This is a genomic window from Nonomuraea soli (genome assembly GCF_013761175.1).
Classification (GTDB): domain Bacteria; phylum Actinomycetota; class Actinomycetes; order Streptosporangiales; family Streptosporangiaceae; genus Nonomuraea; species Nonomuraea soli.
Genome location: NZ_JACDUR010000002.1, coordinates 751984 through 775167 on the forward strand (window position 1 = coordinate 751984; position 23184 = coordinate 775167).

Sequence of the window (23184 nt, forward strand, 5' to 3'; positions counted from 1 at the left end):
ATTGAAGGAGTCAGCGCATGACCATAGCGACCGCGCCCGTCGACCACGTGCGCAGCCTGGCCGACGCCACGTTCCGCACGTTCATCGCGCGCCGGCTGGACGAGCTCGGCTTCCTCGGCGAGTCGCACGTGACGATGCTTCGTGAGGCGCTCGCCCCCTTTCTGGGCGGAACCGGAAAGAGGCTGCGCCCCCTGTTCGTCTACTGGGGGCACCGCGCCGCGGGCGGGCAGGACGACGATCTGGAGGCGGTGTTGTCGGCGGGCTGCGCGGTCGAGCTGGTGCACACCGCCGCCCTGGTCCTGGACGACGTCATGGACCAGTCCGAGCTGCGCCGCGGGCAACCGTCGGCCCACCTGACGCTGGCGGCGCACGGAGGCTCCGCCCGCTTCGGCGAGTCGGCCGCGACCCTCGTGGGCATGCTCGCCCTGACCTGGGCGGACGCGGCCCTGCTCGATCTCGGGCCGCGCCTGGCGCCCGCCCTGGAGGTGCTCAACCAGCTTCGGGTCGAGGCGGTCGGCGGGCAACTGCTCGACCTGAGCGGCACCGCTCCGCCCCTCACCGTGGCCAGGTACAAGTCGGCCAAGTACACCGTCGAACGGCCACTCCACCTGGGCCACGTCCTGGCCGGAGGCGATCACAGGACACGCCGCCTGCTGTCGGACTACGCCCTGCCCGTCGGCGAGGCCTTCCAGCTGCGCGACGACGTCCTGGACGTCTTCGGCGACCCCGCGGTGACCGGCAAACCGTCCGGCGGCGACCTGCGGCTGCGCAAGAACAGCCTCCTGCTGGAGCTGGCCAGGACCCGCGCGGGCGCCGACGGCGAACTGCTGCTCGAGACCGCCGGAGCCGACATCGGGCGCGCCCGCGAGCTCATCCGCTCCTGCGGAGCGCTGGACGAGGTGGAGGCGCGCATCGGCACGCTGGTCGAACAGGGGGTGCGCGCGCTGGAGAACGCGCGGGGCCCGGCCCCCGACGCCGTCGCCGCGCTGGCCGACCTGGCCGTCAAGGCCACCAGGAGGGAACGGTGAAGCGCCGGGCGGGCCGTACCGTCGTCATCGGCGCGGGCCTGGCCGGGCTGTCGGCCGCCGTGCACCTGGCCGCCGCCGGCCGCGAGGTCGTCGTGGTCGAGGCGCGCGACGAGCCCGGCGGCTGCTGCGCCGTGGCCAGCCTCGGATCCCACCACTTCGACGTGGGTCCCTCCGTGCTCACCATGCCGGGCCTGCTGGCCGAGACCTTCGCCGCCGCGGGCGAGGACATGGACAGCTGGCTGCCCCTGCGCCGCCTGGACCCCTCCTACCGGCTGTCCTACGCCGACGGCTCCCACCTCGACGTGGTGCCCGAGCGCGAGGCCATGGCCGAGCACGTGCGGGCGCTGTGCGGCCCCGCCGAGGCGACGCGCTACCTGCGCTACCGCGACCTGCTGGAACGCATGTTCCGGGAGGAGTGGCCGGCCTTCATCGACGCCGACATGACACGCCTGCGCTCCCTGGCCAGGCCGCTCGCCCTGGCCAGGCTGGCGTCGATGGGAGGCTTCCGCCGCCTCGACCGGCTCGCCGCCGCCCACCTGACCGACGAGCGGCTGATCAGGGCGCACACCTTCCAGGCCCTGTACGCGGGCATGTCGCCGCAGCGCGCGCTGGGCATCTACGCCGTCATCGCGCACATGGACACCGTCGGCGGCGTCTACTTCCCTCGCTCCGGCGGCATGCACGCCGTCCCCGCCGCCCTGGCCGCGCTGCTGGAGAAACTGCAGGTCCCCATCCTGTACGGCACGCGTGCCGTACAGGTGACGACCGGCGGAACGGGAGTGACCGGCGTGCGCCTCGACTCGGGCGAGCACCTGCCCGCCACCCACGCCGTCATGGCGGGCGACCGCTACACCGCCCGCTCGATCCTGCCGCGCGCGGCCGCGGACTGGCGGCTGATGCGGCCGCGCTTCTCCCCGTCGTGCCTCGTCCTGCACATCGCCCTGGACCGCCGCCCGCCCGGCCAGGCCCACCACACGCTGCACTTCGGCCGCGCCTGGGAGTCGACCTTCGAGGCGCTGGAGCGCGGCCGCCCCCAGCCCGACCCCAGCATCCTGCTCACCTGCCCCGACGACGACCAGCCCAAGCTGAGCGCGCTCGAACCCGCCCCCAACCTGGCCGGCGCCGACTGGCGGCAGCTGCGGCCCCGCCTGGAGGAGCGGCTGCTGGGACGGCTGGAGGAGCTCGGCTACGGCGACCTGTCCTCCCGGCCGAGGCTGGTGCTGGACCCGCCCGCCTGGCAGCGGCTCGGCCACACGGCGGGCACCCCGTTCGCGCTCGACCACCGCTTCACCCAGACCGCCTGGTTCCGTCCCTCGGGGGCGGCGCCACGCGTGCCCGGACTGCACTTCGCCGGCATGCACACCGCCCCGGGGGTGGGAGTGCCGCCCGTGCTGGTCTCCGGGCGCCTGGCCGCCCACCGCATCTTGAAAGAGACGCCATGACCCTGACCGCCAGCTACGAACGCTGCCGCAGGTTGCACGCCGGCTACGGGCGCTCCTACTACCTGGCCACCCTCCTGCTGCCCGCCTGGAAACGCCGGCACGTGCACGCCCTGTACGGCTTCGCCCGCTACGCCGACGAGATCGTCGACTCCTTCACCGCCACCGGCGACCGGTCACAGGCCCTGCGGGCCCTGGCCGACGACACCGCCCGCGCCCTCGTTGGCGGGCCCGTCGACGACCCGGTCCTGCCCGCGTTCGCCCACACCGTGCGCTCCTTCGGCATCGACCACGCCGACATCAGCGCCTTCCTCACCGCCATGACCGCCGACCTGACGGTCACCCGCTACGCCACCTACGACGACCTGCTCGGCTACATGGAGGGCTCGGCCGCCGTGATCGGCACGATGATGCTGCCCGTCCTGGAGGCCGAGCCCGGCGCCGAGATCGCGGCCCGCGCGCCCGCCCGCCAGCTCGGCCTGGCCTTCCAGCTCACCAACTTCGTCCGCGACGTGGCCGAGGACCTCGACCGCGGCCGGATCTACCTGCCGCAGGAGGACCTGACCGCGTTCGGCGTCAGCGAGGAGGACCTGCGGCAGCCGCGGTCGGGCCAGGCCGTACGCGAGCTCGTCGCCTTCGAGATCTCCCGCGCCCGCGAGCACTACGCGGCCGCGCTGGCCGGGATCGACCTGCTCGTGCCGTCGTCCAGGCCGTGCATCAGGGCCGCCTACGAGCTGTACGGCGACATCCTCGCCGTGATCGAGCAGTCGGGCCACGAGGTGCTGGCCGGCCGCGCCCGCGTGCCGAAGCGGCGCAGGCTCGCCATCTTCACCCGCCACCTGGCCGCCTCCGCCACCGCCGGTCGGGCCGAGCGGCGCGTCACCGTGGAGGTGCCATGAGCGGGCAGGTCGTCCTCGACGCCATGGGCGGCGACCACGGTCCCGCCGAGACCGTCGCCGGAGCGCTCCTGGCGCACCGGGAACACGGCGTGCCGGTCGTCCTCGTCGGGCGCGAGCCGGAGTTGCGCAAGGAACTCGACCGGCAGGGCGGCGAGCTGGAGGTCGTGCACGCGCCCGACGCCATCCCCATGACCGAGCGGGGGCCGGCCGCCGCGCTGAACCCGCGCTCCAGCCTCGCGATCGGCTGCGACCTGGTACGGCAGGGCGGCGCGGCCCTGGTGTCGGCCGGTTCGACCGGCGCGATCGTGGCCAGCGCGGTACGCCGCATCGGCCGGGCCGAGCAGGTCCTGCGCCCCGCCCTGGCCGTGGCCCTGCCCACGCTGGGCGGGGGAGCCACCGTCCTGGTCGACGCGGGCGCCACCGCCGATCCGACGCCCGCCATGCTGGCGCAGTTCGCCGAGCTCGGCACCGGCTACGCCCGATCCGTGCTGTCGGTCGCCGAGCCACTCGTCGGGCTGCTGTCGATCGGGTCGGAACGCGGCAAGGGCAACCGCCTGGCGCGCCAGGCCGAACAGCTCCTGGAGCAGGCGCCGGTGCGCTTCGCCGGGCCGGTCGAGGGCACCGACGTGCTCTCCGGCCTGGTCGAGGTGATCGTGACCGACGGCTTCACCGGGAACGTGGTGCTGAAGAACATCGAAGGGTGCGTGCGCACCACGCTCGCGATGACGGCGCAGGCGGGGATCGCCTCGCCGGAGGCGCTTGGCGAGGTGGCCCGGCGCTACGATCCGGAGACCCACGGCGGCGCCGCGCTGCTCGGGCTGCGCGGCCCGGTGATCGTCGCCCACGGCTCGTCCTCGGCGGCCACCATCGCGCGCGCCTGCGTCGTGGCCAGGACGGCGGCCGCATGACCGACCGCGACACGGGCGGCACGGGCGGCACGGGCGGCACGAGCGGCACGAGCGGCACGGGCGGCATGAGCGGCGGCGGGCGGTGGACCGTGGCCGGGGCGCTCCTCCTGGCCGCGATGGTGGCGCTGCAGGTGGCCTCGGGCCTGAGCGAGCGGCCCTCCGCCTACACCACCGCCATCGTGCTGGTGCTCGCGGCGAGCGCCGCCTGCTTCACCGCCGCGCGGGCCGGATGGCGCGCGGCGGCGACCGCCCTGGGCGGCGCGGTCGTCATCGGCTACCTCGCCGAACTGGCCGGCGTGAACACCGGCTTCCCGTTCGGCGCCTACCACTACACCGGCCTCCTGCAGCCGCAGGCGGCCGGGGTGCCCCTCGCGGTGGCCCTCGCCTGGGGAGGCATGGGCCTGGCCGCGCACGCCGTGGCGGCCGCGATCACCGCGCCCGGCCCGGCCCGCATCGCCGTCGGGGCGGTGGCCATGACGGCCTGGGACCTGTTCCTCGACCCGCAGATGCTGCGTATGGGCCTGTGGGTCTGGCACGATCCCGGCCCCTACCGGGACGTGCCCCTGACCAACTTCGCCGGCTGGCTGCTCGTCTCCGCGCTCATCATGGTGCTGTTCGAGCGCCTGCTTCCGGAGCCGGGACGGGCGCTGCTGGCCCTCTACACGACCATGGCCGTGATGGAGACCCTCGCCTTCGCCGCGGTCTTCCGCCCCACCGACCCGCTGGTGGCGGCGTGCGGCGGGCTGGCCATGGGCGGCCTGGCCGCGACCGCCTGGATCAGGACCCGCACCACGAGAAGGAGCCCCGCGTGGCAGCAGTGATCGTCATCGGCGGCGGCATGGGCGGCATGGCCGCCGCGCTGCTGCTGGCCCGCCAGGGCCACGAGGTGCGGCTGATCGAGCGCCGTGACCGCCTCGGTGGCAAGCTCGCGGAACACCGCCGCGACGGCTTCACCTTCTCCCTGGGGCCCTCCCTGCTGACCATGCCGCAGCTCTTCCGCGACCTCGGGCTGCGTCAGGAGTTCGTCGAGCCGGCCGAGCTGTGCCGCTACCGTTTCGCCGACGGCTCGGAGCTCACGGCCCACCGCGACCCCGAGCGCATGGCCGGCGCCGTCGAGGCCTTCTCGCCCGGCCAGGGCACGGCCTGGCGAGCCTTCCACCGCTGGGCGGAGGGATGCCTGCGAGCCGCCGAGCGCACCGTCTTCGCCGGGCCGCTGGTGCGCCCGCCCGCCGACGCCCGCCCCTCCGACCTGCTCGCCGTGGCGCCCGGCAGGACCCTGGCGGGGCTGGCGCGGCACTTCTTCACCGATCCCCGGCTGCGGCAGTACGTCGGGCGTTACGCCACCTACGCCGGATCCTCGCCGTACCTGGCGCCCGCCGCGCTCGGCTGCATCCCCGCGCTGGAGCACGGGCAGGGCGGCTGGTACGTGCCAGGCGGGCTGCCCCGCCTGGCCGACGAGCTGGCCGTGCTGCTGAAGCAGGCCGGCGTCGACGTCGTCACCGGCGTGGGCGTCGAGCGGGTGCTGTCGGAGGGGGAGCGCGTCACCGGCGTGCGCCTGGAGTCGGGCGAGGCGCCGGCGGCGGACATCGTGGTGGCCAACGCCGACAGCGCCGCGCTGTACGGGCACCTGCTGCCCCACCGCGGGCGGCTGCGGAGCATCGCGCGGCTCGGGCGTTCCTCCTCGGCGTTGCTGCTGCTGGCCGGGGTGACGGGCCGTACACCCGGCCTGGCGCATCACTCCGTGGTCTTCTCCGCCGACTACGAGAACGAGTTCGGCGACATCTTCTCGCGCTCGCGGCCGCCGCTGGACCCGACCGTCTACATCGGCTGCTCGGCCGTCGACGACCCCACCCAGGCGCCGCAGGGCGCGGAGAACTGGGTGATGCTCGTCAACGTCCCCGCCCGCGATCCCGGCCGCTGGCCCATGAGCGCCGAGTCCTACCGCGACCTGGTGCTCGAACGGCTGGCGGCACGCGGTCACGACCTGGCGGGACGGTTGCGGTTCGTGGACCTGTTCACCCCCGCCGACATCCGCGAGCGCTACGGCTCGTGGGGCGGGGCGATCTACGGCACGGTCACGCACGGCAGGCTCGGCTCGCTGCGACGGCCGGGCAACCGAGGGCCGCGCCGCGGGTTGTACCTGGTGGGCGGCTCGGTGCACCCGGGCGGCGGGCTGCCCATGGTGACCCTGGGCGCCCGCATCGTGGCCTCCATGGTCGCGCGGGACTACCCGGCGGGAAGGACGAGCGGCTCGTGAAGGCACTCACCATCGCCCAGGCCGCCGCCGCGCTCGTGGTCGCCGCCCGCCTGGCCCGCGGCCGCCACCGGCCCGCGCCCCTGCGCCCCGTGAGGGATATCCGGGGCGTCTCCGTGGTGATCCCGGCCAGGAATGAGGAGGCCAGGCTCGCCCCCTGCCTGCGCGGCGTCCTCGCCGACCCCGCCGCGGCCGAGGTGATCGTCGTCGACGACTCCTCCACCGACGGCACGGCCGCGCTCGCCGCCCGCCTCGGCGCCCGGGTCGTCCCCGCGGGCCCCCTCCCGCCGGGATGGGTCGGCAAGCAGTGGGCGCTGCGCCAGGGAGTCAGCGCCGCCGCCCACCCCGTCGTGGTGACCCTCGACGCCGACACCCGCCCCGCGCCCGGCCTCGTCGGCGCGATGGCCGCCGCCCTGTCCCACCACGACCTGGTGACCGCCGCGCCCCGCTTCGACTGCGGCAGCCCCGCCGAGCAGGCGTTGCACGCCTCCATGCTGGCGACCCTCGTCTACCGCTTCGGCCCCTCCAGCACCCGCGTCGTCCCCCCGGCGCACCGGACGATCGCCAACGGCCAGTGCACCGCCTTCCACCGCGACCGCATGCTCGCCGCCGACGGCTTCGCCGCCGTCAAGGAGTCCATGACCGACGACGTGGCCCTCGCCCGCCACCTGGCGGCAACCGGCTGGCGGGTCGCCTTCCTCGACGCGAGCGACCTGCTGGCCGTCGACATGCACGACTCGGTGACCGAGGTGTGGCGCGAATGGGGACGCTCGCTTCCCCTCGCCGACGTCACCACGCCCGGCTGGCAGGCGGCCGACCTGGCCGTCGTCTGGCTCACCATGGGCCTGCCCTCGCTCCGGCTGCTCCTGGGCCGGCCCACCCCGCTCGACCTCGGCCTGCTGGTGCCGCGCTGGCTCCTGACCGCCGCCTTCCGCCGCAGCTACGCGACACCCGGTCCAGGACTCGCGCTCTCGCCGCTGCTCGACGTGGCCTCCGCCGTACGGCTGACGCAGGCGACGGTGCGCCCGGCGCGCACCTGGCGCGGCCGCACCTACCCGGCCGCCGGGCTCAGCCCCGGTCGGCGAGGGCTGCCTGCCCGAAGCGCAACCCGATCAGGCACATGAGCGCACCCGTCGCCGCCACCTGCAGGGCCGGATCGAACAGCAACTCCAGCACCGGCAGTCCGAACACGCCCACCCGCGCCCCGATCGCGAACGACCTGGTCACCAGCGCCACCAGCACCAGCGCCACCAGCGCCAGGGCGAACGCCGCCGGGCTGATCACCGCCATGCCGCCCGCGAACGTCAGCACCGACCTGCCGCCCCTGAACCGCGCGAACACCGGCCACGCGTGCCCGATCATGGCCGCCGCGACCGCCGCGTACAGGGACGGCAGGCGCGGCCCGTCCGTCAGGGCGCAGATCAGCAGCGCGGCCAGGCCCGCCGCGGTGCCCTTGAGCAGGTCACCCGCGAACACCGGTACGGCGGCCCGCCACCCCAGCTGCTCCTTCATGTTCCAGAAGCCGGGATTGCGATCACCCACCCCGCGCGGATCGAACCCATGGCTCCGCGCCACCAGCACCGCGACCGGCACGGAACCGAGGAGGTAGCCGACGATGACCGAGGCGACGACCGGCATGACTTCGGAGAACATCGCGTCCTTCCACCTCATCAGGTACGGCACCGCACGCGCGATGCGCTACATGGCCTTCGACCGCCCGGTGCTGCGGGCGACGGCCGGGCTGGCGTTCTGGCGGCTGATGGGCACCGGCCGCGGCCGGGCCATGTCGCTCGGGGCGGACCTGCGCCGGTGGGCGCTGTTCGCGGTGTGGAGACGCGAGGCCGACCTGGAGTCCTTCCTCGCCTCCTCGCCCGTCAGCGCGCGATGGCGCCGCGAGGCCGAGGAGAGCTGGCACGTACGGCTGGCGCCGATCGTGTCGCGCGGCGGCTGGGGCGGCGTCGACCCGCTGCCGGGCCCGCACGCGCACCCGGCGGGCGAGCCGGGGGGACCGGTCGCCGTGCTCACCCGCGCCTCCATCAGGCCGTCGCGGCTGGTCGCCTTCTACCGGGCGGTGCCGGACGTCGACCGGCTCCTGGCCCACCAGCACGACTGCCTCGCCTCCGTCGGCGTGGGGGAGTGGCCGCTCGCCCGGCAGGCCACCTTCTCGCTGTGGCGCGACGCCGGCGCGGTGCGCCGCTTCGCCTACGCCCAGGGGGAGCACACCCGCGTCATCGAGCGGGTGCGCGCCGAACGCTGGTACAGCGAGGAACTGTTCGCCCGCTTCCGGCCCCTCGCCGTCGAAGGCACCTGGAACGGGCACGATCCCCTGAAGGGGACGCTCGACTGACACGGGCCGCGTGCCGTACCCACTCATGTGACCGTGATCAGCTGGACGAGCTGCCGCCGGAAGCCCTCGTAGTCGTCGACCACGCCCAGCAGCCGGTCGGACCCGCGCTCGGCCTCCCACACCATCGCCAGCACCTCGGCCCCCGCCGGCGTGATGTCCACCCGCGTCCGCCGCCGGTCCTGCTCGTCGGGGCGCCTGCCGACGTAGCCCGCGCGGCTCAGATGCCTCACGGTGCGGCTCATGGTCTGGTCGGTGACCCGGCACAACACGGCAAGCTCGCGCTGCGTGCGCGGCCACTCGCGCAGATGGTGCAACGCGATCAGCCCGGCATGCGTCAGCCCGTGCGTGGCCAGGAAGGCGTGATAGCGGGCCTCCACCACACGCGCCGCCACCGACAGCAGACGCCCCGTGGGCCACGATCGGATGTCGGCCTCCCTGGGATCGACGGTGCCGACGCGCTCATCCGACATGCCCATCCCACCAGCCTAGCCGGGACACCGGTTCTCCCCTCCGCCTCACCATCCCTCTCCTGGGCTCTTTCGTGGCGCCGGCCCTGGCGGATGCATCCGGCGCCGCCCCACCGCCGCGTGAATGTTTCCTTGACCTCCGCAACCGAGGCTTTGACGAGGAAGAACGGCGAGGCTACCTGGAGATGGCCCGCGATGACCCAGGCTGGAAGGCCACAACCCCTGAAGTGGAAAGGTCGATCATGTGTGCTGCCGGACCCGCGCCATCAGCCGACGACACGGACCTGAGTCCTGTCGTCGAGGTGGCGACCCGTCTGTTCGCAGAACTCGGCTACGACTCCACCAGCACCCAGATCCTGGCCGACGCCACCGGGATGGACACCCAGACCCTCACACGAAGAACCGGCGGCCGGCGCGAGCTGTACCGGATGGTCATGCGGCAGGCCTTCCAGTCCGAGCAGGCCATGGTGGCCCGGGTCGCCGCCACGGCCGGTGAGGACGGTCTGGACCCGCACGCCGCCGTCGACGCCTACCTCGACTTCTACGCCGAACACCCCCTCATCCTGTCGTTGTGGATGCACCGCTGGATGGGGGACGCGGCCGACGTGGGCGAGCTGGAGGCGGAGTACGTGGAACCCCAGGTCGCCGTCATCGCCGGGCTGAGCGCCGAGATGGTGCCGCCGGACGTGAACGTGGAATACCTGGTGCGGACGGTCGTGTGGTGCGTGTTCGGCTTCCTCACCGGCGGCATGTCGGTCAACGGCCGCCACTCGCCCAGCACCGGCGGGCAGCCGCCCGCCCAGCTGGAGGAGTTCCGCCGGCACCTGCACACGCTGATCGACCGCATGCTCGCACCCCGCTGACCTGCCCGCTCGTCGCTTGGGTGTGGTGTCATGCCGTTCTCCTTCATGGTCCTTTCATGGCACGAGGCGTCGGCACTGGACAAGGGCGTTCGCCGGCGATGCCAGAATGTGACGCGATGCCATCCGATTCCCTGACCCGGGCGACCGCCTCCCTTCGCGGCCTGGCCGTGGGCGATGCCCTGGGGTCGCAGTTCTTCGTCCCCGGCCACCTCCCGCACCTGGCCGCACGCACCCTGCCGCCCGCCCCGTGGCAGTGGACCGACGACACCGAGATGGCCTGTTCCGTCCACCGCGTCCTGCTGGATCACGGCGGCGTCGACCAGGACGCGCTCGCGGCCGCTTTCGCGGCGCATCACGACTTCGACCGGGGGTACGGCCCCGCCACGGGGCGGATGCTGCGCCAGATCCGTCAGGAAGAGGGCGACTGGCGGGTCCTGGCGGCGGAGCTGTTCGACGGGCGCGGCTCGTGGGGCAACGGTGCGGCGATGCGTGTCGCCCCGCTGGGAGCCTGGTTCGCGGGTGACGTGACGCTGGCCGTACGGCAGGCCGAGTTGTCGGCCCTGGTGACGCACACCCATCCGGAGGCCGTCGCCGGAGCCGTGGCCGTCGCGGTGGCGGCGGCGGTGGCGAGCGCGCGGGGCGAGGTGTCGCCCGGCGCGTTCCTGGACGAGGTGCTCGCGCACACCCCCGCGAGCCTGGTCCGCGACGGCGGGCAGGAGGCGCGCCGCCTGCTCACGGTGCGCGATCCGGTCGTGGCCGCCCGCGCGCTGGGCAACGGCCGGCAGGTGTCGGCGCAGGACACGGTGCCGTTCACGCTGTGGGCGGCGGCCTGCCATCTGGACGACTTCGAGCGTGCCTTCTGGGCGACCGCGAGTGCCGGGGGCGACGTCGACACCACCTGCGCCATCGTGGGCGGCATCCTCGGCGCCCGGGTCGGGCCGCCCCGGCACTGGCTGGAGTCGTGCGAGCCGTTGCCGGGCTGGGCCGGGGCCTCGGGCGCGTAACCGCCGGCTCCCCGGGCTCTCCGAGGGCGGATGAATGCGCCATATTCTCAACTAATTCTCATTTACCGGCTATTGGTGAACTTTGAACCGTCTTCGTACGCTGGGGCGATGGAGCGCGCGCCAGACGTGCCCGCCGAGGCGGTGCCGCCCCGGCGATCAGCCGCAGCGGCCGGAGTCCCCCGCCCGCTGCTGGTGACACTCGTCGTGGTCGTGGCGGCCCTGGCGGTGGTGGTCGCGATGCTCACCTACCGGCTCGGCGCCGTCTCCGACACGCTCGGCGCCGCGACCGCGTCACCGTCGCCCACCGAGACACCGCCGCCGACCGTGCCGGAGATCTTCCAGGCGGTCGGCCCCTCCGTGGTCGTCATCAGCGCGGGCGACTCCATCGGAGCGGGCGTGGTCGCCGCCGACGACGGCACGATCCTCACCGCCGACCACGTCATCGCCGGCGAGAAGGACATCACCGTGACGTTCGCCGACGGCACCAAGGCCCGCGCCAAGGTCACCGCCTCGAACCCGGCTCAGGACATCGCCACGCTCCTGCCCGCCGAACTGCCCGAGATCCTGGTGCCCGCCGTCCTGGGCGGCAGCGCCGACGTGGGCAGCTCCGTGGTCGCCATCGGCAACCCCCTCGGACTGACCTACAGCGTCTCCACCGGCGTCATCTCCGGCCTGGACCGCAGCACCGACATCAAGAACAGGGGAGTGGCCGGGCTCATCCAGTTCGACGCCTCGGTCAACCCCGGCAGCTCGGGCGGCCCGCTCCTCAACGAGCAGGGCCTGGTCATCGGCATCGTCGTGTCGATCGCCGACCCGGGCAAGGACCAGGCGTTCGCCGGCATCGCCTTCGCGGTGCCGATCGGCGCGGCGCTCGGCGGCACCGACGGCGAAGGCCCGGGAAGCAGCGGGCGCATATGAAGGAAGGAACGCTTATGACGAACCCGCTCGAGCAGGTGCTGTTCGAGGTCAAGCGGACGATCGTCGGCCAGGACGTGCTGCTCGAACGCATGGCCGTCGCCCTGCTGGCCGACGGCCACCTGCTCGTGGAGGGTGTGCCGGGGCTGGCCAAGACCCTGGCCGTCAAGTCGCTGGCCGCCTCCATCGCCGGGCAGTTCCAGCGCATCCAGTTCACCCCCGACCTGGTGCCCGCCGACCTCGTCGGCACGCGCGTCTACCGCCAGCACACCGGCGAGTTCCAGACCGAGCTGGGACCCGTCTTCACCAACCTGCTGCTGGCCGACGAGATCAACCGCGCCCCCGCGAAGGTGCAGAGCGCGCTCCTGGAGGTGATGCAGGAGCACCAGGTCACCATCGGCCGCGAGACCTTCCCGGTGCCCGAGCCGTTCCTGGTCATGGCGACCGAGAACCCCATCGAGTCCGAGGGCACCTATCCGCTGCCGGAGGCGCAGGTCGACCGGTTCATGATGAAGGTCGTCGTCGACTACCCGAGCAGGGAGGAGGAGCACGCGATCGTCGACCGCGCGCTGCGCCCGCCGGAGCCGACGCAGCCGATGCTCAGCACCGACGACCTGGTGGCCATGCGCGGGCGGGCGCGGGAGGTGTACGTCGACCCGGCCATCGTGGACTACGCCGTACGGCTGGTCGCCGCGACCCGGTCGCCGGGCACCGCGGGACTGGGCGAGCTGGACAGGTACGTCACCTACGGGGCCAGCCCCCGCGCCTCCATCGCCCTGGTCACCGGCGCCCGCGCCCTGGCGTTCCTGCGCGGCAGGGAGTACGCGCTCCCGCAGGACCTGTCGGAGCTCGCCCTCGACGTGCTCAGGCACCGCGTCGTGCTGTCCTACGAGGCGCTCGCCGACGACGTCGACCCCGACACCGTGATCACCCGCGTGCTCGGTGCCGTACGAGCCCCCGACGTCGTCCTGCAGAACCGGTGAGCCGATGGCAGCCACCCCCGAGAAACTCCTCCTCCACCTGGAGTGGAAGGTCATCCGCCGGCTCGACGGCCAGATCCAGGGCGCGCACCGGACCCTGCGCCGCGGATCCGGGCTGGACCTGGCCGGGCTGCGGGCCTACGGTCACGGCGACGACGCCCGCCACATCGACTGGAACGTGACCGCACGCCTCGACGAGCCGCAGATCCGCGTCTTCCACGAGGACCGCGAGCTGACGGTCTGGCTCGTCCTCGACCGGTCGGCGTCGATGACGGCGGGCCGGCCGGGGCGGGGCAAGCACGAGGTGCTGGCCGAGCTCGCGATCGTCCTGGCCCGGCTGTTCAGCAGGGGAGGCGACCGGGTCGGCGCGCTGCTCTACGACAACGCGGGCAGCACGCCGCTGCGTGTGGTGCCACCGGGAGGCGGGCGGCGCCACGTGCTGCGCATCGGAGCCGAGCTGCAGCGCACCGAGCACGCACGCGGCGGGCCCACCACGGACCTGGCCGCCATGCTCGACGCGGCAGGACGCCTCGCCCGCCGCCGCAGCCTCGTCCTCGTGCTGTCCGACTTCATCGGCGAGGGCGCGTGGGAGCGGGCGCTGCTGCGCCTGGCCAGACGGCACGAGGTGGTCGCGCTGCGGATCGCCGACAGCGCCGACGACGTGCTGCCGGCCGCGGGGCTCATCGTGGTCGAGGACACCGAGACCGGCGAGCAGCTGGTCGTCGACTCGGGCGACGAGCTGTTCCGCGTCAGGTTCCGCGAGGCGGTCGACGCGCGTGACCACCGCCTGGAGTACGGCATGCGGCAGGCGGGGGTGCCGCTCCACCGCATCGACACCGGCAGGGACCTGGCGGAGGCGCTCGTGGAACTCGTCACCCGCACCCGGGACCGGTCGTTGTGACCGCGTCCACACGGCCGCATCTGGGACCGGCCGCGATGATAGTGCCGACGCGACCGAGTCCGGGACCGGTCGTTGTGACCGCGCCGACGGGGCGGACGAAGGGGGTCGCATGACCTTCGACACGCCCGTGCTGCTCGTCGCCGGGCTGCTCCTGGTGGCCGCGCTGGCCGTCGCCGCCGTGCGGTTCGCCAGGCGGCGGGCGGCGCTGCTGGCCGAGGCGGGCGTGGCCGCGCGGGGAGCCGGGTCGGCAGGGTCCGGGGTGTGGCTGACGCTGGCGGGACTGGCCTTGCTCGCGGTCGCCGCCTCAGGACCCGCCGCCCTCATCCCGGTGCCGCGCGCCGCCGGAGTCGTCATCCTGGCCGTCGATGTGTCGGGCAGCATGGGCGCCACCGACATCGCCCCCTCCCGGCTGGCCGCCGCCCAGCAGGTCGCCCGGTCGTTCATCGAGGACCAGCCGGGCAGCGTCGACATCGGCGTCGTCGCCTTCGAGGAGGGCGCACTCACCACCGCCCGCCCCGACGCCGACCACTCCCTCGCGCTGGCCGCGATCGACCGGCTGAAGGTGACCGGCGGCACCTCGCTGGCCGCCGCCATCACCGGCTCGCTCAGCGCCATCACCGGCAAACCGGTCGCGCTGGCGCGCGGCCAGGAGGACAGCCCTCCCGACCTCGGCTACTGGCCGTCGGCGACGATCGTGATCATCTCGGACGGCCACGACCTGGGCGCCCGCGCCGACGAGGCGGCCGACCTGGCCGCCAGGGCCGGGGTCCACATCGACACCGTCGGCGTCGGCACCGCGGCGGGAACCTCGGTCAAGGTCGACGGCTACCGCCTGCAGACCGCCCTCGACGCCGAGGCCCTGACCGCCGTCGCCAAGGCGACCGGCGGCACCTACCATCCCGCCTCCACGGCGGGCGACCTCGGCTCCGCCGCCTCGGCGATCGACCTGCGGCTCACCGTCTCCGACGAGCCGATGCCGCTGGCCGGGGCGCTCATCTGCTGCGCGCTCGCGCTGCTCGGCGCGGGCTCGGCGCTCACCATCCTGCGATCGGGGCGGGTGATCTGAATGTCGCTCTCCTGGCCCTGGGCGCTCGCCGCGCTCCTGGTCCTGCCGCTGATCTTCGCGCTGCAGTGGTGGTGGCGCCGCCGTCGCCGCCGCGCCGCCGTCAGGGTGACCTCGATCGCGCTGGTCCGTACGGCGCTGCCGGGCCGTACCCGATGGCAGCGGCGCATCCCCGCCGCACTCCTGGCGGCCGGGCTCGTCGCGCTCGGCGTCGGCGCCGCCCGGCCGCAGGCCACCGTGCCGGTGCCGCTCACCTCGGCGACCATCCTGCTCGCCCTCGACGTCTCCGGCTCGATGTGCTCCACCGACGTCGACCCCAACCGGATCACCGCGGCGCGGGAGGCGGCCAAGGAGTTCATCGAGTCGCAGCGGGGCGGGCCGCGCATCGGGCTCGTCACCTTCGCCGGGACGGCCGGCCTGCTCGTGCCGCCCACCGGCGACACCGACGAGCTGCTGAAGGCGCTCGACGGCCTGGTCACCTACCGGGGCACCGCGATCGGGCAGGCCATCCTCGCCTCGCTCGACGCCCTCGCCGAGGTGGACCCGTCGATCCCGCCGACCGGCGCCGATCCCGGCGAAACCGGCCAGGAGGGGCGCGCGAGTGCCGCGATCGTCGTGCTGACCGACGGGCGGAACACCCGCGGTGTCGACCCGATGACGGCCGCCGAGCAGGCGGCGCTGCGGCGGGTGCGGGTCTTCACGATCGGCTTCGGCACCACCACGCCCGCGCCTGCGGTCTGCGACAGCTCGCAGATCGACGGCGGGTTCGGCGGGTTCGGCGGACGGGGCGGCTTCGACAGCGGACGGGGCGGCGGGTGGCGCAGCCGGGGCGTGATCGACGAGGCGGCGCTCAAGGAGGTCGCGGCGACCACGGGCGGCACCTACAGCCGCGCCGAGGACGCCGACCAGCTCCACGACGTGCTCGCCGACCTGCCTGCCACCTTCAGCGTCGTGCACGAGCAACGCGACCTGTCGGCCTGGTTCGCCGTGCTCGGCGGCCTGCTCGCGGGCCTGGCCACGGCGCTGTCGCTGTGGTGGAACCGCGCCAGGCGAACCTGACCGGCAGGCGCCACTGGCTGACCGGACCACGTGGCGCGCCCGCCCTGCGGCGGTCTGGTCGGCTGGGGGGCGCGTTCAGCGGGGCGTGCCGTACCAGCGCCACTCGGTACGGCGGGGCCGTCCCGGCTGGTCGATGCGGCCGGTCGCCCACAGCAGGCTCGGCCACGGCGCCTCGACGACGGCGACGTCGGGGAACAGCCGTGCCAGGGCCCGCCCGCTCAGATCCTGCGGCCCCTCCCACTCCAGCCCCAGCCCCTCGGCGATGTCGTGCGTGTGCACGAGCGTCTCCACGACGCCCATCGCGGCGAACCCCTCAGGATCGGACGCGCCGAACACGTGCGGCGCCAGGGTGCCGGGCGCGGCGGCGTCGACGGCCAGCGCCAGCAGCCCGCCGCACGCCTCGACGACGGTCAGCAGCCCCTCAGGCCCCGCCGCCGCGTCACCGAACACCACGTTGCCCGGCCCGTCCGGCCGGTCCCGGGTGATCCGCAACGGCACCCTGGGCACGGCCATCGGCTGTGCGAGGCCGAAGCGCAGGGCGTAGGTCAGCAGGTCGTCGGCCAGGTGTTCGAGGGTCTCCCGGCACGTCCACTCCAGGGTGCCCGCGGGCGCGCTCCACCGGTCGGCGGGGACGCCGGTGAGAACCTTCACGCTCAGGGCGACGGCAAGGCGCACGTCGGCGCCGCTCGACGGCATGCGCCCACCCTAGCCCCCACCAGGGGAAGGCCTGGTTGTCCGCTCTTGAGAAAGGCTTTTCGTACGCGTATGATTCATGCAAGCGCCTATGTCAGTAAGTATGAGTAAGTGGCTCCCCCCTTGTGCCGGTGCGCAAATCAACATAGGAAGCAGGGTGATCGCCACATCATTTCTTCATGGTCAGCGAGTCGCACACTGCGACCCATTGTGCGGTCCTACTGAGATGAATAATGGGAGGCTTCAAGTGCCCATCGATGTCATGGTCTCCGACGACCTGCAATTATCCCGCTGCGCACTCACCGCGTTGCTGGAGCGAAGCGAGGACATCCGCGTGGTCGGCTCGGCCGACGCCAGCCTCGACGCCCTGGAGTGCGCGGAGACGCATCGCCCGGACGTCGCGATCATCAGCTTCGAAGGCGCCGACACCGACGCGATCGTCATCGCCGAGAAGATCGCCACGCTACCGGGATGCCGGAGCCTGCTCCTGGCCTCGGCTTTCAGCCGCACCATCGTCCGCCAGGCGTTCACCAGCGGGATCGACGGCATGGTGCAGCGCAGTGCCCCTCCGCGGCAGTTTTTCGACGCCATCCACCGCGTCCATCTGGGTGAGCGTGTGTTCGACGCGGAGTTGACGGTCGCCGCGCTGGCCAACGGGGGATGCCCGCTGACGCTGCGGGAGTTGTCGGTGCTGGAGTACGTCGCCCAGGGCGACACGGTGCTGGAGGTCGCGGCGCGGCTGCACCTGTCGGAGGGGACGGTGCGCAACTATCTCTCCTCCGTGGTGGCGAAGCTGGGGGCGCGCAACCGCATCGACGCGTTGCGGATCGCCCGCGATTCGCACTGGATTTGAGCGGCACGGTTTTCGGGGTGCATGAAAAGCACGGATACGGGCGGGCGTCCCCAGCGGCGTGGACTCCCGGGACTTCTTCCGAACGACGAATGAATGAGTTCTTAACGCCTTGATGCGCGATTCTCACCTCTGCCGTGCCGCCGCTGGATGAGCGACCATGATCATGGTAGCGTCGATTTCCATTACGAGAACGTATCGGCGCTTCGGCGGGCGAGAATCGGACGCTTTCCGAGTGACCGGGCGGCTCGAGGAAATGGTGATCGTGGACAGCCGCGACCTGGACCCGAAGGACGGCGGCCGGAGCGTGAAGTCGCCGCCCGGCCGTGGGAGACGCCGGTCGCGGGCAACGGGCGGAGGTAGGAGCCGGCGACCCCGGGGGGTGGTCACGGGGAGCGTGTTGACCGATCGGCCCGTCTTGAAAGGACCAACCGACGATGCTGTTCGTTGAGCTGCTGGTGCCCAAGGGCGTTTTCGATGAACGGGAACGCCGCCGGCTGGCAGGGCGGCTGACCGGAGCGCATCTGCTGGCCGCCGCGGGCGGGAGCGCCGACCCCGGCGTGGTCGAACTGCTCAACGAGCTCACCCATGTGGTGGTGCGCGAGGAGGAGGTCTGGAACGCGGGCGGTCACCTGCTCGACGCGGCGCAGGGTCCCCGGTACATCGTCAATGTGATCGCCGGCATGTGGGGCACCGAGATGAGCGACTACCTGATCTCCCGCATCACCTCCGAACTGGGCGAGGCGGAGGGCAATCCGGAACCGCAGGCCGTGGTGCACGTCATCAGCCTGCCCGAGGGCGCCTACGGCCTGTACGGCAGAGCCCATGGCCCCTCCGACGTGCGGCAGCTGATGGACCGTGCCGTGCGCAGCGCCCGCGGCGAGGCCCGCGCCAGGCCGTACGCCTTCGTCATCGAGACCAAGGACAGCCAGGAGCGGCGCTGGTCGTGGATCGTCGACTTCGGCGACGTGGTCGGGCGCGGGGTCACCGACGAGCTGCGGGGCAGCCCCGAGGACTTCGCGCGGGCGGCTCTCGACTCCTATCTCAACCGGCTCGTCGAACGCGCGCCGGGCGCGGCGGAGTTCTTCCTGCACGAGGACGAGCACGACACCCAGTGGCGTGTCCAGGTCTGGGACATCAGGGCCACCGGCTACGACCAGATCTGCGGCGTGCCGCCGATCGGTGACCTGGCCAGGCGGCAGTACCCCCTGACCCTGCGTTCCGAGCGCATCGCGCCGCAGGCGATCGTCACCGTGTCCGGCGAGGTGGTCCGCAACACCCTGCGGGCCAAGCATGCTGCCCAGCAGCGGGCACGCAGGGTGATGACCTGCAAGCCCGTCGGAGGCGCGGCCGGGCCGTCGCACTAACGCTCACCCCGTCCGGCCCGCACCGGCGCCGACCTGAGGACCGCGTCGAGCTCCTGGACCACCCGCCGCGCGCACGCGGCCGCCGCGGGCACGACCTCCTGCATCAGGAAGTAGCCGTGCACCAGCCCGGGACCCGGCACGTAACGGACCGGCACGCCGGCCGCGCACAGCCGCTCGGCCAGCTCGGCCCCCTCGTCGCGGAGCGGGTCGAACTCGGCCGTGGCCAGCACCGTCGGCGGCAGCCCGCGCAGGTCGGCGTTGATCAGGTCGACGAGCGGCTCGCGCCGCCGTCGCGGGTCGGGGACGTACAGCTCGTAGTGCCAGGCCATGTCGTCGACGCTCAGGAGGTACCCGTCGGGGTGCTCGCAGGCGGCGGCGATCCGCAGGCTCGGATCGACGGGCGGGTACACCAGCAGCAGCGCGGCGAGGGGCAGGTCGCCGCTCTCGCGGGCCTGCATCGCGAGGCCGAGTGCCATGTGGGCGCCCGCGCTGTCTCCGGCGATCACGTGGTCGCGTCCGGGGAACGTCCGGCTCGTCCAGCGGGCCGCGTCGGCGGCGTCGCGCAGCGGCGTGGGGTACGGGAACTCGGGTGCCCGCCGGTAGTCGGCCGAGACGACCACCGCGCCCAGCGACGCCGCCATCATGCGGCACGCCGAGTCGTGGCTGTCGAGGTCGCCCAGCACCCACCCGCCGCCGTGCAGGAAGGTGATCACGCGCCCTGAGTCGGCTTCCGGGGTGTACACCCGGCACAGGATCGACGCACCGTCGGCCGTCCCTATCGCATGGTCGGCGGCGCGCACCCTCGCGTGGGGGCCGCCGTCGCGGCGCGGCCGCCAGGCGTTGGCCCGGTACTTCTCCCTGGCCGCCTCGACGGTCATCTCCCGCGCGGGCAGCGGTGCGCCGCCGGCGCGCTGCCAGGTGATCAGGTTGCGGAGAATGCGGTCCAGCGGCATCGCGGCCCTCCAGTCGGCAGAGTTATTCCATCGTAGATAGAAATGCATCTCCAGGTGGCTGTGAAGAATGCACCAGCGCGAGTGAATTTCTCATGAGTTGTGGCTCCGCCCCAGGTGGAGGCCCAGATGTGAAACGCACGCCGAGATATGTGAAATTAATCTACTGTCTCCTGGCGGTCGGCTGCTACCGTCAATGTCGGTGCTGTGGGCATCCGAAACAATAGAGCAACGGAGACAGATGTGCCGCACCAAGTCTTATGGGAACGGGTGGCGAATTCCATTGAATTCATCCCGCCCGCTTATTCCAGCAGGGTCGAGCCCGAGTCCGTGGCGCGCGACATGCTCCGCGCCGGCCGGGCGGAGATCGACGAGCTCGTCGCGGCGGGCCTGCCGTACGAGGAACGGGCCGGGGTGCGGCACTTCGACGTCAACGACCTCTACAACCTCGGCATGTACTCCGGAGCGTCGACCACGCAGCCGGAGCTGGCCTTCCGCATGCTCTTCCGGTTCGCCGGCCGTCCCGTCGACGACCTGTTGCGGCCGAAGACCTGGGACTTCCGGGTCACGCTGGAGTGCGCGGGATGCGACGAGGACGCGGCGTGGAAGCTGGAGGAGCCGGACGTCGTGCGCTTCGGGGGAGGCGTCGCCGGTCTGTCGCCGCTCACCGGCGGCCGCGGAACGGCGGAGTATTCCGCGATGGTCACCACGACCGGAGCGCGCACCCCGCTGGTCTCGCCGGTGCTGCGGCGCCTGACCCGCGACTACCTGGACGCCGGTTACCGGTGGCAGATGATCCCCGTCCCGATGCAGGCCGACTACGAGCTGGTGCACGCGCTGGGCGCCACGAGCTGCATCGCGGCGAGCCTGTTCCTGGCCGAGCGGTTCCGGGTGGCCGGATACCGGGCGGAGGCCAGGCGCGGCTGGTTCTGCGGCGTCCTGGGCGGTGCGCTCGACCTGCCGCACGCCTGCGTGGAGGTCGAGGACGACGACGGCGCGACCAAGACCGTCGACATCGCCAAGGCCCAGCTGGCGGCCAGGCTCTCGCCCGACACGGGCCCGTTCCAGGAGCTGTGCCTGGGATCGATCTACAACAAGGTCATCCCGTCGACCGCCTCCGGCAACGCGGCCTTCGGCCACCACGAGTGCGGGTCGCCGCTGCCCATCCAGGTGCGCGCGGACATCCGGTCCGCGCGCGGAAGCTGACCTCTCGAGCCACTCCACGAGGAAGACGAGCGAAAATGGCGGTACGTGAGATCGAGCCGATCGTGCTGGAGCTGGACCGGCTGGAGCAGATGGCCGAGTCCGGCTACTACAACCCGTACACGATGTTCGAATGGCCCGACGCCCTCGAGCCTGACAGGCCGTGGATGAGCGAGAGCCTGACCACGCTGGCCGGCACGCCGATGTGGGACGAGCTGACCCGCGAGCAGCAGCTCGCGCTGACCAAGTACGAGGCGATCAACTTCTTCAGCCTCAACATCCACGGCATCCGCGAGCTGATGAGCGAAGTGGTCATGCGCATCCACGAGCGGACCTACTCCAACGTCTCGGAGTTCCTGCACCACTTCATCGGTGAGGAAAACGAGCACATGTGGTTCTTCGCCCAGTTCTGCCTGCGCTACGGCGGCAAGCTCTACCCGGCGCAGCCGACGCTGAAGGCCGCCTCGGTGGACCACCTGTCGCAGGTCGCCCGCGAGCTGATCGTGTTCGCGCGCATCCTGATCTTCGAGGAGATCGTCGACCACTACAACGCGCTGATGGCGACCGACCAGTCGCTGCCGCACATCGCCCGCGAGATCAACCGGGTGCACCACCAGGACGAGAGCAGGCATGTCGCCTTCGGCCGGATGATCTTCTTGAACCTCCTCAAGCAGGTGGCCGGGCGCGACCCGGAGGAGGTGCCGGTGGTCGCCGAGTACCTGGAGAGCTACCTGCAGTACAGCATCGGCACGTTGTACAACCCCGCCGCCTACCGCGACGCGGGCATCCCGGACGCGCTGGCGCTGCGCCGGCGGGCGCTCGCCCACCCGGCCCGGGTGCAGGCGCACGACAAGGTGCTCAAGCGCACCAGGGCGTTCCTGTCCAAGGCGGGCGTCGGCAGGGAGCTGATCAAGCGATGAGCGAGCCGTTGCAGAAGGTCAGGGAGTTCATCCTCGAGCGCAACCCCAAGCTCGACGAGATCCCCGACGACCTGGACCTGATCGACAGCCGGGCGATCAACTCGCTCGCCTTCGTCGAGTTCATCTTCCTGCTGGAGGAGCTGACCGGCGAGGCGATCGACCCGGAAGAGCTCGACCTGGACGACTTCCGCACCCTCAAGGCGATCGAAGCACGATTCTTCACCCAGAAGGCGACACTATGACCACGGCGACCGACAACGGCCTGAGCGTTCTCGACGGCAGCCAGCTGCGCCTGCTGCGCGCGATCGACGCGGTGTTCCTGCGCCTGGCCGAAGGCTGGCAGGCGCCGGAGTTCCGCTTCCCGCACCTGATCCGCTGCCAGGACCTCGACACCTTCGACTACTACGACAACTTCCCGCACCTGGGCCTGGCGGCCACCCGCCTCGACCCGCCGCGCCTGGGCGCCACGCTGGCGCGGTCGCGCCGCCCGGTGGAGCTCATGCCCGCCGAGGTGATGGAGCCCACCGCGTACGCCCTGCCGTCCGCGGCCTGCTACGCGATCTACCTCGACCTGGCCGGGTCGCGCCTGCCGGACGAGGGCGTCATGCGCACCACCGTCGCGACCTGCTTCCGCAACGAGGACCACTACCGGGGCCTGCAGCGCCTGCTCGGCTTCACCATGCGGGAGATCGTCTTCATCGGGGCGGAGGAGGGCGCCAAGGCGCACCTGCTGCGCGCCAAGGACGCCGTGACCACGCTCTGCGCCGAGCTCGGGCTCAGCCTGGAGCTGCAGATCGCCACCGACCCGTTCTTCGACAAGAACAGCGGCAAGGCCAAGATGCAGCGGCTCTTCCCCGTCAAGGAGGAGTTCGTCGTCAACGACCTGGCGATCGGCTCGGTCAACTACCACCGCAACTTCTTCGGCGAGCGCTGCGGCATCCAGGCCGGCGAGGAGACGGCGCACACCGGCTGCCTCGCCTTCGGCCTGGAGCGCTGGGTGCACACCCTGACGGACCACTTCGGCTCCGCCGCCGCCGCGCAGGCGGCCGTGGCCGGGCTGCTCTGATCTCTCAC

Annotated in this window: 25 protein-coding genes; 21 read left to right on the forward strand and 4 right to left on the reverse strand. The window is 72.7% G+C overall.

From position 1 onward, the window contains the following. The first annotated feature begins 17 nt into the window (after positions 1-17). Genes HNR30_RS47550 through HNR30_RS10675 form a run of 7 tightly spaced genes read left to right on the forward strand, consistent with a single transcriptional unit; the run spans position 18 to position 7652 of the window. Positions 18-1028 (forward strand): polyprenyl synthetase family protein, encoded by a 1011-nt coding sequence (locus HNR30_RS47550; RefSeq protein ID WP_181609592.1) that lies wholly within the window; start codon positions 18-20, stop codon positions 1026-1028. Beyond that, positions 1025-2470 (forward strand): phytoene desaturase family protein, encoded by a 1446-nt coding sequence (crtI, locus tag HNR30_RS10650; RefSeq protein WP_181609593.1) that lies wholly within the window; start codon positions 1025-1027, stop codon positions 2468-2470. Before HNR30_RS47550 ends, crtI begins: the two co-directional genes overlap by 4 nt. Next, positions 2467-3366 (forward strand): phytoene/squalene synthase family protein, encoded by a 900-nt coding sequence (locus HNR30_RS10655; protein ID WP_181609594.1) that lies wholly within the window; start codon positions 2467-2469, stop codon positions 3364-3366. Before crtI ends, HNR30_RS10655 begins: the two co-directional genes overlap by 4 nt. Continuing rightward, positions 3363-4274 carry a phosphate acyltransferase PlsX gene (gene plsX, locus HNR30_RS10660; RefSeq protein ID WP_181609595.1) on the forward strand — a complete coding sequence of 304 codons (912 nt, stop codon included), beginning with the start codon at positions 3363-3365 and terminating at the stop codon, positions 4272-4274. Before HNR30_RS10655 ends, plsX begins: the two co-directional genes overlap by 4 nt. After that, the gene (locus HNR30_RS10665; RefSeq protein ID WP_246378008.1) at positions 4271-5095 is read left to right on the forward strand and encodes a carotenoid biosynthesis protein; all 825 of its coding nucleotides are present in this window, start codon (positions 4271-4273) and stop codon (positions 5093-5095) included. The genes plsX and HNR30_RS10665 overlap by 4 nt, the downstream gene beginning before the upstream one ends. Further along, on the forward strand, positions 5083-6531 hold the full coding sequence (locus HNR30_RS10670) for a phytoene desaturase family protein (protein WP_312894318.1): 1449 nt from the start codon (positions 5083-5085) through the stop codon (positions 6529-6531). Before HNR30_RS10665 ends, HNR30_RS10670 begins: the two co-directional genes overlap by 13 nt. Next, positions 6528-7652, forward strand: a complete 1125-nt coding sequence (locus tag HNR30_RS10675) for a glycosyltransferase family 2 protein (RefSeq protein ID WP_181609596.1) — start codon at positions 6528-6530, stop codon at positions 7650-7652. Before HNR30_RS10670 ends, HNR30_RS10675 begins: the two co-directional genes overlap by 4 nt. Here the strand turns inward: HNR30_RS10675 and HNR30_RS10680 are convergent. After that, positions 7597-8181 carry a glycerol-3-phosphate acyltransferase gene (locus HNR30_RS10680; RefSeq protein ID WP_181609597.1) on the reverse strand — a complete coding sequence of 195 codons (585 nt, stop codon included), beginning with the start codon at positions 8179-8181 and terminating at the stop codon, positions 7597-7599. The two genes, HNR30_RS10675 and HNR30_RS10680, sit on opposite strands and share 56 nt — an antisense overlap. On the opposite strand from HNR30_RS10680, the gene HNR30_RS10685 reads away from it, so the two are divergent. Continuing rightward, positions 8144-8875 carry a spheroidene monooxygenase gene (locus HNR30_RS10685; protein ID WP_246378010.1) on the forward strand — a complete coding sequence of 244 codons (732 nt, stop codon included), beginning with the start codon at positions 8144-8146 and terminating at the stop codon, positions 8873-8875. The genes HNR30_RS10680 and HNR30_RS10685 overlap by 38 nt on opposite strands. Positions 8876-8898: 23 nt before the next feature. Here the strand turns inward: HNR30_RS10685 and HNR30_RS10690 are convergent, their stop codons facing one another. After that, entirely contained in the window at positions 8899-9345 is a 447-nt protein-coding gene (locus tag HNR30_RS10690; protein ID WP_181609598.1) for a MarR family winged helix-turn-helix transcriptional regulator, read from the reverse strand. 299 nt (positions 9346-9644) lie between these two features. On the opposite strand from HNR30_RS10690, the gene HNR30_RS10695 reads away from it, so the two are divergent. The 7 genes from HNR30_RS10695 to HNR30_RS10725 all read left to right on the forward strand — a co-directional run bounded on the left by HNR30_RS10695 (position 9645) and on the right by HNR30_RS10725 (position 16127). Further along, positions 9645-10205: a TetR/AcrR family transcriptional regulator gene (locus HNR30_RS10695; protein WP_181609599.1), complete on the forward strand. Its 561-nt coding sequence runs from the start codon at positions 9645-9647 to the stop codon at positions 10203-10205. Between the two features lie 116 nt (positions 10206-10321). Further along, the gene (locus tag HNR30_RS10700) at positions 10322-11209 is read left to right on the forward strand and encodes an ADP-ribosylglycohydrolase family protein (protein WP_181609600.1); all 888 of its coding nucleotides are present in this window, start codon (positions 10322-10324) and stop codon (positions 11207-11209) included. 108 nt (positions 11210-11317) lie between these two features. Further along, positions 11318-12127, forward strand: a complete 810-nt coding sequence (locus HNR30_RS10705) for a S1C family serine protease (protein WP_181609601.1) — start codon at positions 11318-11320, stop codon at positions 12125-12127. 14 nt (positions 12128-12141) lie between these two features. Then, a complete protein-coding gene (locus HNR30_RS10710; protein WP_246378012.1) occupies positions 12142-13107 on the forward strand; it encodes an AAA family ATPase in 966 nt (321 codons plus the stop codon). Positions 13108-13111: 4 nt separating this feature from the next. Further along, positions 13112-14005: a DUF58 domain-containing protein gene (locus tag HNR30_RS10715; protein ID WP_181609603.1), complete on the forward strand. Its 894-nt coding sequence runs from the start codon at positions 13112-13114 to the stop codon at positions 14003-14005. 109 nt (positions 14006-14114) lie between these two features. Continuing rightward, positions 14115-15071: a VWA domain-containing protein gene (locus tag HNR30_RS10720; RefSeq protein ID WP_181609604.1), complete on the forward strand. Its 957-nt coding sequence runs from the start codon at positions 14115-14117 to the stop codon at positions 15069-15071. Continuing rightward, a complete protein-coding gene (locus HNR30_RS10725; RefSeq protein WP_181609605.1) occupies positions 15072-16127 on the forward strand; it encodes a vWA domain-containing protein in 1056 nt (351 codons plus the stop codon). It abuts the gene before it with no gap. A gap of 75 nt (positions 16128-16202) precedes the next feature. On the opposite strand, the gene HNR30_RS10730 is transcribed toward HNR30_RS10725, so the two are convergent. After that, positions 16203-16823 (reverse strand): maleylpyruvate isomerase N-terminal domain-containing protein, encoded by a 621-nt coding sequence (locus HNR30_RS10730; RefSeq protein WP_181609606.1) that lies wholly within the window; start codon positions 16821-16823, stop codon positions 16203-16205. Positions 16824-17067: 244 nt separating this feature from the next. On the opposite strand from HNR30_RS10730, the gene HNR30_RS50055 reads away from it, so the two are divergent. Both HNR30_RS50055 and HNR30_RS10740 read left to right on the forward strand, forming a co-directional pair. After that, positions 17068-17673 carry a response regulator transcription factor gene (locus tag HNR30_RS50055; RefSeq protein ID WP_181609607.1) on the forward strand — a complete coding sequence of 202 codons (606 nt, stop codon included), beginning with the start codon at positions 17068-17070 and terminating at the stop codon, positions 17671-17673. A 434-nt stretch (positions 17674-18107) separates the two neighbouring features. Further along, positions 18108-19037, forward strand: a complete 930-nt coding sequence (locus HNR30_RS10740; RefSeq protein WP_181609608.1) for a hypothetical protein — start codon at positions 18108-18110, stop codon at positions 19035-19037. Here HNR30_RS10740 and HNR30_RS10745 read toward each other — a convergent pair. Then, the gene (locus HNR30_RS10745; RefSeq protein ID WP_181609609.1) at positions 19034-19990 is read right to left on the reverse strand and encodes an alpha/beta hydrolase; all 957 of its coding nucleotides are present in this window, start codon (positions 19988-19990) and stop codon (positions 19034-19036) included. The two genes, HNR30_RS10740 and HNR30_RS10745, sit on opposite strands and share 4 nt — an antisense overlap. A gap of 267 nt (positions 19991-20257) precedes the next feature. Between HNR30_RS10745 and HNR30_RS10750 the strand changes: the two genes are divergently transcribed. From HNR30_RS10750 to HNR30_RS10765, 4 genes are read left to right on the forward strand one after another with little or no spacing between them, the layout of a single operon-like run. Further along, on the forward strand, positions 20258-21193 hold the full coding sequence (locus HNR30_RS10750) for a hypothetical protein (RefSeq protein ID WP_181609610.1): 936 nt from the start codon (positions 20258-20260) through the stop codon (positions 21191-21193). Between the two features lie 35 nt (positions 21194-21228). Then, entirely contained in the window at positions 21229-22110 is an 882-nt protein-coding gene (locus HNR30_RS10755) for a diiron oxygenase (RefSeq protein ID WP_181609611.1), read from the forward strand. Beyond that, entirely contained in the window at positions 22107-22352 is a 246-nt protein-coding gene (locus tag HNR30_RS10760; protein ID WP_181609612.1) for a phosphopantetheine-binding protein, read from the forward strand. The genes HNR30_RS10755 and HNR30_RS10760 overlap by 4 nt, the downstream gene beginning before the upstream one ends. Beyond that, positions 22349-23176: a class-II aminoacyl-tRNA synthetase family protein gene (locus HNR30_RS10765; protein ID WP_181609613.1), complete on the forward strand. Its 828-nt coding sequence runs from the start codon at positions 22349-22351 to the stop codon at positions 23174-23176. Before HNR30_RS10760 ends, HNR30_RS10765 begins: the two co-directional genes overlap by 4 nt. The last annotated feature ends 8 nt before the right edge of the window (positions 23177-23184 follow it).

What these genes read in the sequence shown, in the direction of transcription:
- HNR30_RS47550 (WP_181609592.1), top strand. Translation starts at nt 18, where the DNA reads ATGACCATAGCGACCGCGCCCGTCGACCACGTGCGCAGCCTGGCCGAC.
- HNR30_RS10655 (WP_181609594.1), top strand. Translation starts at nt 2,467, where the DNA reads ATGACCCTGACCGCCAGCTACGAACGCTGCCGCAGGTTGCACGCCGGC.
- plsX (WP_181609595.1), top strand. Translation starts at nt 3,363, where the DNA reads ATGAGCGGGCAGGTCGTCCTCGACGCCATGGGCGGCGACCACGGTCCC.
- HNR30_RS10665 (WP_246378008.1), top strand. Translation starts at nt 4,271, where the DNA reads ATGACCGACCGCGACACGGGCGGCACGGGCGGCACGGGCGGCACGAGC.
- HNR30_RS10685 (WP_246378010.1), top strand. Translation starts at nt 8,144, where the DNA reads ATGACCGAGGCGACGACCGGCATGACTTCGGAGAACATCGCGTCCTTC.
- HNR30_RS10680 (WP_181609597.1), bottom strand. Translation starts at nt 8,181, where the DNA reads ATGTTCTCCGAAGTCATGCCGGTCGTCGCCTCGGTCATCGTCGGCTAC.
- HNR30_RS10690 (WP_181609598.1), bottom strand. Translation starts at nt 9,345, where the DNA reads ATGTCGGATGAGCGCGTCGGCACCGTCGATCCCAGGGAGGCCGACATC.
- HNR30_RS10700 (WP_181609600.1), top strand. Translation starts at nt 10,322, where the DNA reads ATGCCATCCGATTCCCTGACCCGGGCGACCGCCTCCCTTCGCGGCCTG.
- HNR30_RS10705 (WP_181609601.1), top strand. Translation starts at nt 11,318, where the DNA reads ATGGAGCGCGCGCCAGACGTGCCCGCCGAGGCGGTGCCGCCCCGGCGA.
- HNR30_RS10710 (WP_246378012.1), top strand. Translation starts at nt 12,142, where the DNA reads ATGACGAACCCGCTCGAGCAGGTGCTGTTCGAGGTCAAGCGGACGATC.
- HNR30_RS10715 (WP_181609603.1), top strand. Translation starts at nt 13,112, where the DNA reads ATGGCAGCCACCCCCGAGAAACTCCTCCTCCACCTGGAGTGGAAGGTC.
- HNR30_RS10720 (WP_181609604.1), top strand. Translation starts at nt 14,115, where the DNA reads ATGACCTTCGACACGCCCGTGCTGCTCGTCGCCGGGCTGCTCCTGGTG.
- HNR30_RS10725 (WP_181609605.1), top strand. Translation starts at nt 15,072, where the DNA reads ATGTCGCTCTCCTGGCCCTGGGCGCTCGCCGCGCTCCTGGTCCTGCCG.
- HNR30_RS10730 (WP_181609606.1), bottom strand. Translation starts at nt 16,823, where the DNA reads ATGCCGTCGAGCGGCGCCGACGTGCGCCTTGCCGTCGCCCTGAGCGTG.
- HNR30_RS10740 (WP_181609608.1), top strand. Translation starts at nt 18,108, where the DNA reads ATGCTGTTCGTTGAGCTGCTGGTGCCCAAGGGCGTTTTCGATGAACGG.
- HNR30_RS10745 (WP_181609609.1), bottom strand. Translation starts at nt 19,990, where the DNA reads ATGCCGCTGGACCGCATTCTCCGCAACCTGATCACCTGGCAGCGCGCC.
- HNR30_RS10755 (WP_181609611.1), top strand. Translation starts at nt 21,229, where the DNA reads ATGGCGGTACGTGAGATCGAGCCGATCGTGCTGGAGCTGGACCGGCTG.
- HNR30_RS10760 (WP_181609612.1), top strand. Translation starts at nt 22,107, where the DNA reads ATGAGCGAGCCGTTGCAGAAGGTCAGGGAGTTCATCCTCGAGCGCAAC.
- HNR30_RS10765 (WP_181609613.1), top strand. Translation starts at nt 22,349, where the DNA reads ATGACCACGGCGACCGACAACGGCCTGAGCGTTCTCGACGGCAGCCAG.